We start from the raw sequence: 13,834 nt of genomic DNA on the forward strand, positions 1-13,834 counted from the left end.
TTTTCCCATGGGGGGTAATCGGTTACGGCATAGCGCTGTAGTCGTTTAATCTGGCGGCGCGCGGCCGAATTAATCCCGCATGTCGGAACAGCAGGAACAATAATTTGGCCATCAGTAGACACAGGCCGAATATCAGGCAGAAAAACACCACCCGTGATACAAACGCATCCACACCTTCCCGCGCCAAAACAATCATGTTAAATACCGCGCCAAAGCAAAATGACTGCAGTAGCGATGCGCGGTAGCGATTCTCCGTCGCCCTGCCGCGTTCATACAGCGTGTCGAAGCCCTTGATGATAAGCCCGACCACGACAGCGCCCAGCGGGATAAATCCCACCCCGCCCATCACCACCAGCGAGCCGATAAGCGTGGGTGATATCGCCAGTCCTGAATGGTTGCCCAGCACTTCCCAGGTAAAGTAATTGGCCGTATTGAGCACCAGCGATGGCCTATCCGGCCACAGCCAGACGGGGATGAATACGTAAAAATCACGCACGATGGGCGCCAACCCCTGAAAATCGATATGGCCATAGTTTTGCAGCAGTAGCGCCAAATTTTCCCAGGGCGAGAAAGTATCCCGCGTTAAATAGAGAAAAGTATAAAACGCCTCATCGCCGCTGACATTGAGTCCGTAGCGTTTCAGCGCCAGCCAGAACATGCCACCGATCGCCACCACACCGTCACCCGCTAGCATCCACAGCGTGATCCAGCCGCGCTGAATACCGATGAACAAAAACAACGCGAAGGCAATGATAATATTAGCGCGGGTGCCGCCCACCACCAGATAGGTAAAAATGCCGAAAGCAACCGTAGTAATAAGAAATATAATCCAGTTGCGTCGGGTAGGCTGCAGGAAATAAATCAGCAGCATGGCGGGGATGAAGAAATAAAAGAAGCGCTTTAACGCCACGCCGGAAACATCGCTTGAGAAGATCTGACTGTAGGCGCGCAGCCGGAACAGCAGGAAACCGTTCTGCATGAAGAAGATCAACACCGTTGCTACGGCGATGAGCGCCAGCAGCAGCCATAGCACATGGATTTCGGTGCGGCTGATGCTAAACCAGGGCGGCCGCGGGCCGCGCTGGCGAGCGAACAGGCGGGTTTTATAGCTGACATAATATATGCCGTAAAAGGCGGTCGCCGCTAATAATGCCTCAAGCAGGTTATCTACCGGGACCACCTCGACGCCGTAGCGAAACACCAGCAGGCAGGTAAAAGGAAAGCCGAGATAAAACGTCAACAGGTATAACAATGAGAAAAAGACATTGAAATTGAACCTGACCCGCCGAAACTCCCGGTAGGTCATCGCCACCACCAACGTGAGCGATAATAAATAGACCACCAGCAGGCCGCCAAACTGCGCAAGGGTCATAGCGGTACTCCCGCGGCAATGGACAGCGCCTGGCGCCAGCCTTGCAGGATATTGGGGTAGAAAAAGGCGATGCGCGCCGAGTCCAGCGCCAGCATGCGCCGCTGCGCCTCACGGATCATGGCGGCATCGAGCGCGTCATCCTCATACAGTACCGGCACCTGCTGCGCCAGAAGATCCTGACAGAACGGATTGTGTCGGCTGAGCACAAAAGGCAGGCCAAGCTGGATCATCAGGCTCAGCGTGCCGATACCCTGCTGGCGCGGAAACAAAAAATAGCCGGCGTCGCACTGCCGCAATAGCGCAAGATAATCGTCAAAGGCCAGCTGTTCGGTGATGATCTTTACCTGCCAGGCCGGGAAACAGCGCTCTGCCTGCGCCCGCACCGTGGCAATATAGGCATCGTTGCCGACGGGATAGCCCATCGGCACAATGATGCGCACCCCGGAGCCAAAGCGATGATGAATGGCGCGCAGCGCCTGACTGTGGCGATTGGACGCATCACCGGAATTCCCTACCAGCAGCGTCAGCGGCCGATTATCTGTCTCATCAGGCGCCACCCGCGCGATATCCGTGGCCAGCCGGGTGGGAAAGTAGAGCAGCGAAGCCGGCACCGACGGATGACGCTGGCGGTAACAGGCCAGGTCGCCGCGGGTGGCGAACACATGGCCAACCCGCCCCTGGGCGCGCCGGCGCAGCAGATAGAACCACCGGTGGCGCAGACGACGTGAGTCTTCATACAGATCCGCGCCCCATACGTGCCAACTCAGGCGCGCCGGGCGAATTTTACCCGCCAGCATCGCCAGCCACAGCGATGGATTGAACTGGCCGTTCAGAAGATAGCGTTCGTCCGGTGCCGCGGCGGCGCGGCGCACCAGCGCTTTGGTTAATGACCGTTTGCTGTCGAAACGTTCTATATCCAGCTGGCCAAGGTTGGAAAATGGCGCGCCGTCCCGGGCAACCACCATAAAACGCCGGGTCTGCGCCGGCGGGCAAATTGCCGCCAGCGTATCGTTAAAGAAACGCAGCACCGTCACATCATGATGCGGGATATCGGATCCCAGCACATGAATTAAATTACTCATTTTTTCCTGAGATAAAGTAGGAACACACCGCCGCACAGCGCGAAATAGACGATATAGGTAGCCATATAGGCCTGGGTCGCGCCCAGCGCGCCGTGACGCGGAATCAGCCAGTGGGAAAAACCGGTCAACAGGACAAACTGGGTGATTTCAGCCAGTAAATAGACCCGCAGCGCCGCCAGGGCCACCACCAGATAGCCAAAAACATAGGCGCCCACTTTGAGAACATCCCCCACCAGTTGCCAGGCAAATAAACCGCTCATGGCGCTGAATTCGGCGGAAAACAGCAACCGTATCGCCACATCACGCAGCAGCCAAAGCGTCAGACTGACCGTCGCCACCGCCGGCAAGACAAACCGCAACGCGCGCGCAATTTCCCGTCCCACCGCCCGCTTATCGGTTAATCGCGAAAGGGTAGGCAATAAATAAACGGTAAACGAGGCGGTGATAAACTGCAAATAGGCATCCGAGATACTGCTGACGCCCTGCCAGATCCCCACCGCTGCCCACCCCTCGCTGCGCGCCAGAAAATTACGCATCATCACATAGGCCACCGGCAGTGTTACCGAGGTAATGATCGCCATGACGGTGAACTTGCCCAGCAACGCGGCATAACCCCGGTCACAGGCGGGCAACAACAACGACAGCGGCATTTGAAGGCGGTAGCACAACATCAACAGCACCGGCAGCAGCGCCATCGCCGGCAGCAGCGCCAATCCGGCCAACGCCCCCGCATAACCGCCCAGGCGATAGCAGGCGAAGAAGGCCGCGACGCCGAGTAAACTGCCGGCGCTGACGGCCAGGGCATTGCCGGCGGCGTCGCGGTACCCTTTCAATACTGCCAGCCCCAGATTGGCGTAGGCGATGCCGAGCTGAATAAACGCCAACGCGACGATGGCTCCCTGATAGCGCTCGTGGCCGAACAGCGCGCGGCTGACCGGATCGGCGGCAAATATGAACACCGCCGCCAGCAGCAGCGAGGAGGCGAGGACCATCGCCGAACCGGTGCCCAACGCCGCGCGCAGCCGCTCAGGCTGATGCTGGTGCTCCGCCACCAATTTGGTTATGCCATTGAAGATGCCGGCGCCGGACAGCACGCCCAGCACCGTGACCAACTGGCGATAATTCCCCGCCTGCCCCACGCCGTCGGGGCCGAAAGCCACCGCCAACACTTTCACTACCAGCAGGCAGGCGCCGATTTTAATCAGCGTGGACAGCGCATTCCATATCGAGGCGTTCGCCAGCGACATATCAGCGGTAGTAGCCGTGTGTCGCGTCGATAACGCGCTGCTGATCGTCGTCGCCCAAATTATAAAACAGCGGCAGGCGCACCAGGCGCCGGCTTTCGCTACCGGTGTAGCGAGCGTTGCCGTGGAACCGGCCAAAGCGGCGGCCCGCCGGACTGTCGTGCAGCGGAATATAATGAAACACCGTCAAGATGTCCGCCGCTTTCATATGGCGGATGAAGGCGTCGCGGTCGTCGATATCGCGCAATTTGACGTAATACATATGCGCATTGTGCTGACAGCTTTCCGGCACTGACGGCAACGTCAGGCCGTCCAGCGGCGCCAGCGAGGAAGCGTAGCGATGCCACAGCGCCAGGCGGCGTTGATTGATGGTGTCCGCCGCCTCCAGCTGCGCCCATAAATAGGCGGCCTGCAAATCGGCCATCAAGTAACTGGAACCAATATCGCGCCAGGTATATTTATCCACCTGCCAGCGGAAAAACTGGCTGCGGTTGGTGCCTTTTTCGCGAATAATTTCCGCCCGCTCGACCAGGGTGGCGTCATTGATAAGCGTCGCGCCGCCCTCGCCGCCGGCGGTATAGTTTTTGGTTTCATGGAAACTAAAGCAGCCAATATGGCCGATAGTGCCGATGGCGCGCCCCTTATAGGTCGCCATGACCCCCTGGGCGGCATCCTCCACGACCCACAAGCGATGCCGCTCGGCGATGGCCATTATAGTATCCATTTCGCAGGCTACGCCGGCATAGTGGACCGGCACAATGGCGCGGGTTTTTGGCGTAATCGCCGCCTCTATCAGCGTTTCATCGATATTCAGGGTGTCCGGGCGGATATCGACGAACACAATGGTCGCACCGCGCAGTACAAAGGCGTTAGCGGTGGAAACGAAGGTGTAGCTCGGCATAATCACTTCATCGCCGGGACGAATATCCAGCAGGATGGCCGCCATCTCCAGCGAGGCGGTGCAGGAGGGCGTAAGCAGCACCTTCGCGCTGCCAAAGCGCTGCTGCAGCCATTGCTGGCAGCGCTGGGTAAATCCGCCGTCGCCACACAACTTGCCGCTGCCCATGGCCGCTTGCATAAAGCCCAGTTCGGTGCCGACCACCGGTGGCGCGTTAAATGGAATCATGAGGTCCTCGGTATAACCAATGCGCGGCATGCACAATCTGCGCGCCGCTTGCCAGATAAAGCCGCAGCGCCGGCAGATTGGCGGTTTGCGTCGCCACCCGCAGTTGGCTGAAGCCGCGGCTGCGACACCAGCCCAACGCCGCGCGGCACAGCAATTTGCCGATACCGCGACCGCGGGCGGCGGGAGACACCGCCAACAGGCCGATACGCGCCGTTTGTTCGCCGGTATCCCTGAGCGTCACCAGCCCTTCCAGGCCGCCTGGCCCGTCAGCCACCAGGCAAAGATGATCAAAACTGCCGCGCACGGCGTTTTCCACCCACTGGGCATAAAAACGCTGGCGTTCTTCATCGCTAAACCACGGCGGCCGAAAGCGGCTCAACGTCAACGTCTGCGCCGCCAGCGCGCGCAGCGCGGGAATATCGGCGGCCTCCGCCACGCGCATTTCCGCCGCCGGCAATGCCGCGACGGGCGCGGCGGCGGCTGGCAAGGTATAGCAGCAGTCTATTTCACCTTCTACCGGCCGAAAGCCGAGGGCGCTGAGCGCATCCATTTGCACCGTCGCCTGTGCCACCACTTTCGCCTGCACCAGCGCAAACGCCGTAAGCCACCCGGACGTCAAACAGGGTGCGGTATCATCAAATACGACGCGGCCGAGGCGACGGCCGAAAAAGTCGCTCTCCCAGGTCAGAAGATCAATATTGGCGTGGACGGACATTGAGCAGATCCAACAGATATTGGCCATAGCCGGTTTTCGCCAGTGCCTGCGCCGCGCGCCGCACGCCGTCATCGTCGAGCCAACCGTTGCGCCAACCGATTTCTTCCAGACAGGCGATTTTAAACCCCTGGCGCTTCTCAACGGTCTGCACAAAGGTACTGGCTTCAATCAGGCTGTCATGAGTGCCGGTATCCAGCCAGGCAAAACCCCGTCCCAGCAGCTCGACGTGCAGCCCGCCCTGCTCCAGATACATCTGGTTTATCGACGTAATCTCCAGCTCTCCGCGCGCTGAAGGCGTGACTCGCCTGGCGAAATCCACCACCTGACGATCATAGAAATAAAGCCCGGTCACCGCCCAGCGTGAGCGTGGATGGTCCGGTTTTTCCTCAAGCGCGACGGCGCGAAAATCGTCGTCGAACGCCACCACGCCGAAACGCTCAGGATCCATCACCTGATAGGCGAATAGCGTCGCGCCCTGCTCCCGTGACGCCACCTGCCGCAGCTTGGGACTGAACCCCTGGCCGAAATAAATATTATCGCCGAGCACCAGGCAGCAACGGTCGTCGCCAATAAAGCTTTCGCCAATCAGAAACGCCTGCGCTATACCGTCGGGACTCGGCTGGGCGGCATAAGTCAGACGAACGCCAAACGCCTCGCCCACGCCGAGCAACCGCTTGAATAGCGGCATCTCTTCCGGCGTGGTGATAATCAGAATATCGCGGATCCCCGCCAGCATCAGCACCGATAGCGGATAATAAATCATCGGCTTGTCGTACACGGGCAACAACTGTTTGGAGATACCGCGGGTAATCGGATAGAGGCGACTGCCGCTGCCGCCCGCCAAGACAATACCTTTCATCTGTCATCCTCGCCTTACAGGCCTGGCCCGAGACCGAGACGTTCGCCGCGATAGCTGCCGTCCAGAACGCGCTGCCACCACTCACGATGGGTCAAATACCACTGCACGGTTTTCGCCAGGCCGCTGTCAAAGGTTTCCTGCGGCCGCCAACCTAATTCCCGGGCAATTTTGCCGGCGTCAATCGCATAGCGCCGGTCATGCCCCGGCCGATTTTCTACAAGCGTAATGAGTTGCCTGAACGCCGTGACGCCGGCTGGATGAGGGGCACCGGCCTGCTCCAATAGCGCGCATAGCGCCTCGACCACCTCAATATTGCGCCGCTCGTTATGGCCGCCGATGGTATAGGTTTCACCGGGACGGCCGCGGGTCACCACTTGATAGAGCGCGCGGGCATGATCTTCCACATACAGCCAGTCACGAATCTGGCCGCCGTCGCCGTAAACCGGTAACGGCTTGCCCGCCAGCGCGTTGATGATCATCAGCGGAATCAGCTTTTCCGGGAAATGGTAGGGGCCATAATTATTGGAGCAATGGGTGACCAGCACCGGCAGACCGTAAGTGCGCATCCAGGCGCGCGCCAAATGATCGCTGGCGGCTTTCGAGGCGGAGTACGGGCTGCTGGGCGCATAGGGCGAGCTTTCGTTAAACCGGCTGCCGTCATCGGGCAAATCGCCATACACTTCATCGGTGGAGACATGATGAAAGCGAAAATCGGCGCGGGCGGCGGGGGGCAATGCCTGCCAGTATTCCCGCGCCGCTTCCATAAGGATCGAGGTGCCGGTGATATTGGTATCGATAAACGCCGCCGGACCGTCAATTGAGCGATCGACATGGCTTTCCGCCGCCAGATGCATGATAGCGTCAGGCTGAAACTCCGCGAGCAGCCGCGCCATCGCCGGGCCATCGCCGATATCGGCGCGGGCAAAGCGATAATGGGGATGACCAGCCCCCGGCGCCAGCGAGTCCAGATTACCGGCATAAGTCAGCTTGTCGACGACCAGCACCCGATCGTCGGTAGCGCCAAGGATATAGCGCACCAGCGCCGAGCCGATAAACCCCGCGCCGCCGGTAATCAGCAGGCGTCTCATCGCCAGACTCCGCGGGTATCCACCACCCAGCGCTGGCGAATGGCATCAGACGCCATGGCGCGAAACTGTTGATGATCCACCAGCATCACCAGCACATCGGCGGTCGCCAGCGCCCGATCGCGGTCAACCAGCGTGACCAGCCCGTCCAGAGATGCCGGCAGCGCGTGGACATTCGGCTCCACCGCCAGCGTCTGGCCGCGATGCCAGCGGGCAATCAGCTGCGTCACGTGCAGCGCGGGGCTTTCGCGCAAATCGTCGATATCAGGTTTGAACGCCAGCCCGAAGCAGGCGATGGTCACATCGTTACTGCCGCGCCCGCTGTCGTTGAGACAGTCCGCCACCGCCGCCTTCACTTTTTCCACCACCCAGTCGGGCTTATCGTCGTTGACCTGGCGGGCAGTGCGAATTAGCCGCGCCTGCGCCGGGTTCTGCGCCACAATGAACCAGGGATCCACCGCGATACAATGGCCGCCGACGCCAGGCCCCGGCTGCAGAATATTGACCCGCGGGTGGCGATTGGCCAGCGCTATCAGCTCCCAGACGTTAATTTGCTGTTCCGCACAGAGCACCGACAGCTCATTGGCGAAAGCAATATTGACATCGCGGAAGCTGTTTTCGGTCAGTTTACACATTTCGGCAGTACGGGCATGGGTGACGACGCATTCCCCTTCCAGGAAGATGCGATACAGCTCGGCGGCGCGCGCCGAGCAGCGCGGCGTCATACCGCCAATCACCCGATCATTTTTAATCAGTTCCACCATCACCTTGCCGGGCAGCACGCGCTCCGGGCAATAAGCGATATTGATATCCGCCGCTTCGCCCACCTGATGCGGGAAGGTCAGATCGGGCCGTGCGCCGGCCAGCCAGCCGGCCATCTGTTCGGTTGTCCCGACCTGCGAGGTGGACTCGAGGATCACCAGACAGCCCGGCGTTAACACCGGCGCTAAGGATAACGCCGCCGCCTGCACATAGCTGAGATCAGGTTGATGTTCGCCTTTGAAAGGGGTCGGCACCGCAATCAAGAACGCGTCCGCCGGCTGCGGCTGGCTTACCGCCCGCAACAGCCCCTCGCGTACGGCTTCGGTCACCACACGGTCCAAATCGGGTTCAATGATGTGAATAGCGCCGCGGTTAATGGTATCCACCGCGTGCTGATTGGTGTCTACCCCGATTACCCGCTTGCGGCGCGAGGCAAACGCCGCGGCGGTAGGCAGACCGATATACCCCAGTCCAATTACGGAAATTGTGTCAAAACTCATAGATTCACCTGCTATATTTTTTAATACCGTGATAATCCGCTCACAGGCGTGGCCGTCGCCGTAGGGGTTATGTGCCCGGCTCATCCGCTGATACGCCTGGGCATCATTCAGCAGCTGCGATACCGCCTGGTGAATCGCCTGCTCGTCCGTCCCTACTAGCCGCACGGTGCCGGCCGCCACCGCCTCCGGTCGCTCGGTGGCAACACGCATCACCAGCACCGGTTTTCCCAGAGAAGGCGCTTCTTCCTGGATGCCGCCGGAATCGGTCAGAATAATCGTGGCGCGATCCATTAAATACAAGAACGGCAAATAGTCTTGCGGATCAATTAATTTTATATTGGCGATACCGCTAAGCATACGGTTAACCGGTTCGCTGACGTTTGGATTGAGGTGCACCGGGTAAACCACCTGCACGTCGGGATGATCAAGCGCAATGCGCGCCAGCGCGGCGCAAATGCGCTTGAAACCATCACCAAAGCTCTCGCGGCGGTGGCCGGTAACTAAAATCATCTTCTGCACGCCATCGAGAAATGCGTAACGCCGTTCCAGGCTGGCGCGCAGTGCCGCGTCGCTCATGACCCGATCACGCACCCAGAACAGCGCATCGATAACCGTATTGCCGGTTACCGCAATTTGCGCCGCCGGCAGTCCCTCCGCCAGCAAATTGGCGCGCGCGTTTTCGGTCGGCGCAAAATGCCAGCGGGCTAGGTGGCCGGTCAATTTGCGATTCGCCTCCTCCGGCCACGGGGAAAGCAGATCGCCGGTACGCAGCCCCGCTTCCACATGGCCCACGGGAATATGCTGGTAAAACGCCGCCAGGCTGGCGGCCAAGGTGGTGGTGGTATCGCCATGCACCAGCACAACATCCGGGCGGAAATCCTCCAGCACCGGCTGCATGCCGGTCAGAATACGGCTGGTTATCTCACTCAGGCCCTGAGCCGGGCGCATGATATCCAGATCGTAATCAGTCACGATCGCGAACAGGCGCAGCACCTGATCCAGCATCTCGCGATGCTGGGCCGTCACGCAGACGCGGGTTTCAAAGGCCGGATCATTGGCCAGAGCCAGAACCAGCGGCGCCATTTTGATGGCTTCCGGCCGTGTGCCAAAGACGATCAACACTTTCACAACAGTTCCCTTAATTCTGAGCAAAGCCGGCTAGGGCTTTGAATTCGGTGGGCCGCGCGGCTAACGGCAGCGGTCTATTCCGACAGTTTAATGCCTGTCGGCGGCATTAACGACGGCGCACCAGCGCGACACCCGCACCGACCAACGTACCCACGGCGCCCCACAAAATAAGCAGGAACAGGCGGCGTGGCTTATCGCGTCTTACCGGCTCTTCAGGGGTCCTTAAATAACGGTAAGTTTTGAAGCTTTTGTTCAATACCGGCCCTACATTGAGGTTAGTCAACATCGCGCGGTTTTGGTCGTAATCGGTATCATAGGCCGGTCCGGCCGCCTGCAGAGCGTCCAGACGTGCCTGCAATAGCGGGTGGCCCAACAGGAACAGTTCGGATTGAGGCAAATTGTCGGCGGCGACATCGGTCCGGCTGCGATCGATGCCCTGGGCGTGCGCCAGTTTTAGCGCCTGATTAAGCTGCAACTGCTCGCGATGGTAAATCGCCGTTGCCACCGCTTCCTGCCGCTTCACCTGCGCCTTGAGCGAAACGGTGCGCGCAGCCCAGGCGGCCACAACGTCCTCATTGAGGTGGTTGGCCGCACGCTGGTTGGCGAAATCCACATAGCGCCGCAACAGTTGATTGGCGTCCGGCGCGGTTTCCGCCACCAAACGCGCGCTGTCGGGCAGTTTTTTTACCTCGTCGCGCGGCAGGAACTGAATCGCGTTGATTAATTTATCCAGCAGCACCGCGTCGGCATGGGTGTCGCCCTTTTTTCGCGCCTGGTAATAGGGGCTGGCAAGCCAGAAATCCCGCCGGGTATCATAGGAGGCGAGCTGACGCAAAAACTCCTGATAGGCTTCGTCGGCAATCGAAAGGGTGTCGGTAGTCGGCAGCGCGGTATTTTTCACATCCAGATTGCGCAGAAACCGCTGCTGGGAAAAGTAACTGTCCAGCACATTCACCGTGGGTTTATCGGTTATGGCGATGGCGGTCCACTCTTGACGCACCACCAGGGAGTAAATCAGCGCCCCCAGCGCAAACAACAGAGCACAGGCGATAAGTGTGATCTTGCCGCGCCACAGGGCACACAGCAGACCGCGCAAGTCCAGTTCATTGTCGATACCCTGTTCCCGGCCGGCAGAGGATGGTGAGCTTGCAGATGTCATTTTCGCCCCGAATTTACGTTTAAGGTGGTGCTTTTCTTATAATGGCCGAGCCGTCGCTTGGTCCGCTTGACGAAGCGGGCAACCCGCCAGGCGCATTTCAGTACGTAGCCATACAACAAAAACACCCCGATCCACAGCAACAGCATGACCGACTCCGGCCAGCGCAGCCAACGCTCTCCCGCCACGCCGAAAAACGCTAACAGCGCGGCGGTAAGCGTGATAATGATAAATGCCTGGCGCGAGCTGAACCCCGCGCGCATGATGAGATGGTGGATATGCTGCCTGTCCGGCGCAAACGGGCTCATGCCTTTGCGCATCCGGCGGTACATGATGGCTATCATATCCATCAGCGGCACGGCGATAATCCACAGCGCGGTGACGGGATTCATCGGATGCCCACAGCCTTGGGTGCTTTGCAGCAGCAGCCAGATGATGGTAAAACCGATCATGGTGCTGCCGGCGTCCCCCATAAACACTTTATAGCGCCGGCCGAAGACCCCCAGGTTCAATAGAATATAGGGCAAAACGGCGGCGATCATGGCAAAGCACCACAGCGCCAGACCAGGATTATTATCAAGCGTTAGCAGGATACCCATGGCGCCTAGGGACACGCAGGAGAGCCCGCCCAGCAGTCCGTCGATACCGTCCACCATGTTGAAGGCGTTGATCGCCGCCCAGACGGCGAACAGCGTCACCAGATAGCCGAAAGGGCCCAGCACCATCTCCCACGGTCCAAAGATATAGCCTAGGCTATTGATATAGCGGCCGCTAAACACCATCATCGCCACCGCGACCAGAGCCTGGATAATGGCGCGCGCCACCACGCTGATATCGAACCGATCGTCGAGCGCGCCGGTCACCACCAGGACGCCCGCGCACATGAGATACAGCGCGACATGGGGAATATAATGATCAGTATAGAGAAAGGCGAAACAGATGCCGGCATATATGGAAATACCGCCGACCAAGGGGATTTGTCCCTGATGGCGTTTGCGGTAGTTGGGCTTGTCAACCAGGCCTATTTTTTTGGCAACCTTGCGCGCTAAAAACAAAAAGAGCAAAGAAAACAGAAAAATAGCAACAAAATCAGTACTCATATTGAGTATGTTCACAATAGAAAGCTCTCTGCATCCATCAGGCCGTTCAATGCGTCACCATGGTTTACGCCTCAACTCCGATGCCTTACCCGTCACTGAGTTTTGTAACAACGAAATAGGGTTTCTGTTATCTCTTTATTTTCCACCTGAATCTCCGTCAGGCGTGCAGATAGGATCAAAATCGCCCGGACAGCTGAAAGGCATGTAACCGGGCACACCAAAGATGTGACTATCCTAGCATCAGAAACGAAAAACGCCACGTTCTCACGTGGCGCTACCCGAGTTTTTGTGACTTACGAACGTTTCATCATGTCAAAGAATTCATCGTTGGTTTTGGTCATCGCCAACTTGTTCATCAGGAATTCCATCGCGTCGATTTCACCCATGGGATGAATGATTTTGCGCAGGATCCACATTTTCTGCAGCTCTTCCTGGGTGGTGAGCAATTCTTCTTTACGGGTACCCGAGCGGTTGTAATCGATCGCCGGGAAGACGCGTTTCTCGGCGATTTTACGCGACAGGTGCAGTTCCATGTTACCCGTTCCCTTGAACTCTTCGTAAATCACTTCGTCCATCTTCGAGCCGGTGTCGATAAGCGCGGTGGCGATGATGGTCAAACTGCCGCCTTCTTCCATATTGCGCGCGGCGCCGAAGAAACGCTTCGGACGATGCAGGGCGTTGGCGTCCACACCACCGGTCAATACCTTGCCGGAAGCGGGCACAACGGTGTTGTAGGCGCGAGCCAGACGGGTAATGGAGTCCAGCAGGATAATAACGTCTTTTTTATGCTCAACCAGGCGCTTGGCTTTTTCAATTACCATTTCAGCAACCTGCACATGGCGAGAGGCCGGCTCGTCGAAGGTAGAGACGATCACTTCGCCTTTCACCAAACGTTGCATTTCGGTCACTTCTTCGGGACGTTCGTCAATCAGCAACACCATCAGCACACAGTCGGGATAGTTATAGGCGATGCTTTGGGCAATATTTTGCAGCAGCATGGTCTTACCGGCTTTCGGCGGTGCCACGATAAGCCCACGTTGGCCGCGGCCGATAGGCGAGGCCAGATCCAAAACGCGCGCGGTCAGGTCTTCGGTAGAGCCGTTGCCGCGCTCCATGCGCAAACGCGAATTGGCGTGCAACGGCGTCAAGTTTTCAAACAGTATCTTATTGCGGGCGTTTTCCGGCTTGTCATAGTTGACTTCGTTAACCTTAAGCAGCGCAAAGTAACGCTCACCCTCTTTCGGCGGGCGGATCTTGCCGGAGATGGTGTCGCCGGTACGCAGGTTGAAACGGCGGATCTGGCTGGGAGAAACATAGATATCATCGGGACCGGCAAGGTAGGAACTGTCGCTGGAGCGGAGAAAACCGAATCCGTCCTGCAAAATTTCCAGTACGCCATCGCCGAAGATATCCTCGCCGCTCTTGGCATGCTGCTTGAGGATGGCGAAGATGATGTCTTGTTTACGCATGCGGGCCAGGTTTTCCAGCCCCATATTTTCGCCGAGGGTCACTAGCTCTGAAACCGGCGTATTTTTTAATTCGGTAAGGTTCATAATGGTGGGTTCTTAAACTTGGGGTATATCTCGAACTGATTTTGTGGATGGTATGGCAGCGTAAAATCGTGCCTGTCTATGGCATTTAATCCCGGTATATCACGTTTGGGCTGATGAACAGCCACTCATGCAGTATGAATAACAAGAAGACT

Annotated in this window: 11 protein-coding genes and 1 pseudogene; all 12 read right to left on the bottom strand. The window is 58.3% G+C overall.

Translation table 11 applies throughout. From position 1 onward, the window contains the following. Nucleotides 1-22 precede the first annotated feature (22 nt). Complete coding sequence (wzyE, locus tag JZM24_RS07445) at nucleotides 23-1,372, bottom strand: ECA oligosaccharide polymerase (protein ID WP_215669204.1); 1,350 nt, start codon at nucleotides 1,370-1,372, stop codon at nucleotides 23-25. Then, nucleotides 1,369-2,454 (bottom strand): TDP-N-acetylfucosamine:lipid II N-acetylfucosaminyltransferase, encoded by a 1,086-nt coding sequence (locus JZM24_RS07450; protein ID WP_215669205.1) that lies wholly within the window; start codon nucleotides 2,452-2,454, stop codon nucleotides 1,369-1,371. Before JZM24_RS07450 ends, wzyE begins: the two co-directional genes overlap by 4 nt. Further along, nucleotides 2,451-3,701, bottom strand: a complete 1,251-nt coding sequence (gene wzxE / locus JZM24_RS07455) for a lipid III flippase WzxE (RefSeq protein ID WP_215669206.1) — start codon at nucleotides 3,699-3,701, stop codon at nucleotides 2,451-2,453. Before wzxE ends, JZM24_RS07450 begins: the two co-directional genes overlap by 4 nt. Before the next feature lies 1 nt (nucleotide 3,702). Next, nucleotides 3,703-4,824, bottom strand: a complete 1,122-nt coding sequence (rffA, locus tag JZM24_RS07460) for a dTDP-4-amino-4,6-dideoxygalactose transaminase (protein WP_215669207.1) — start codon at nucleotides 4,822-4,824, stop codon at nucleotides 3,703-3,705. Continuing rightward, on the bottom strand, nucleotides 4,811-5,539 hold the full coding sequence (gene rffC, locus JZM24_RS07465) for a dTDP-4-amino-4,6-dideoxy-D-galactose acyltransferase (RefSeq protein WP_215669208.1): 729 nt from the start codon (nucleotides 5,537-5,539) through the stop codon (nucleotides 4,811-4,813). Before rffC ends, rffA begins: the two co-directional genes overlap by 14 nt. Next, complete coding sequence (gene rfbA, locus JZM24_RS07470) at nucleotides 5,517-6,398, bottom strand: glucose-1-phosphate thymidylyltransferase RfbA (protein ID WP_215669209.1); 882 nt, start codon at nucleotides 6,396-6,398, stop codon at nucleotides 5,517-5,519. The genes rffC and rfbA overlap by 23 nt, the downstream gene beginning before the upstream one ends. Before the next feature lie 14 nt (nucleotides 6,399-6,412). After that, the gene (rfbB, locus tag JZM24_RS07475; RefSeq protein ID WP_215669210.1) at nucleotides 6,413-7,486 is read right to left on the bottom strand and encodes a dTDP-glucose 4,6-dehydratase; all 1,074 of its coding nucleotides are present in this window, start codon (nucleotides 7,484-7,486) and stop codon (nucleotides 6,413-6,415) included. Further along, nucleotides 7,483-8,745, bottom strand: coding sequence for a UDP-N-acetyl-D-mannosamine dehydrogenase (wecC, locus tag JZM24_RS07480; protein WP_215670047.1), 1,263 nt, complete (start codon nucleotides 8,743-8,745; stop codon nucleotides 7,483-7,485). Before wecC ends, rfbB begins: the two co-directional genes overlap by 4 nt. A 15-nt stretch (nucleotides 8,746-8,760) precedes the next feature. Beyond that, nucleotides 8,761-9,873, bottom strand: a pseudogene (gene wecB / locus JZM24_RS07485) (non-hydrolyzing UDP-N-acetylglucosamine 2-epimerase); the annotation flags it as partial. Nucleotides 9,874-9,979: 106 nt separating this feature from the next. After that, nucleotides 9,980-11,032: an ECA polysaccharide chain length modulation protein gene (gene wzzE, locus JZM24_RS07490; RefSeq protein ID WP_215669211.1), complete on the bottom strand. Its 1,053-nt coding sequence runs from the start codon at nucleotides 11,030-11,032 to the stop codon at nucleotides 9,980-9,982. After that, nucleotides 11,029-12,144, bottom strand: a complete 1,116-nt coding sequence (wecA, locus tag JZM24_RS07495) for a UDP-N-acetylglucosamine--undecaprenyl-phosphate N-acetylglucosaminephosphotransferase (protein ID WP_215669212.1) — start codon at nucleotides 12,142-12,144, stop codon at nucleotides 11,029-11,031. The genes wzzE and wecA overlap by 4 nt, the downstream gene beginning before the upstream one ends. A gap of 278 nt (nucleotides 12,145-12,422) precedes the next feature. Next, nucleotides 12,423-13,682, bottom strand: coding sequence for a transcription termination factor Rho (rho, locus tag JZM24_RS07500; protein ID WP_215669213.1), 1,260 nt, complete (start codon nucleotides 13,680-13,682; stop codon nucleotides 12,423-12,425). Nucleotides 13,683-13,834: the final 152 nt, after the last annotated feature.

The organism is Candidatus Sodalis endolongispinus, from assembly GCF_018777395.1.
GTDB classification, from domain to species: domain Bacteria; phylum Pseudomonadota; class Gammaproteobacteria; order Enterobacterales; family Enterobacteriaceae; genus Sodalis_B; species Sodalis_B endolongispinus.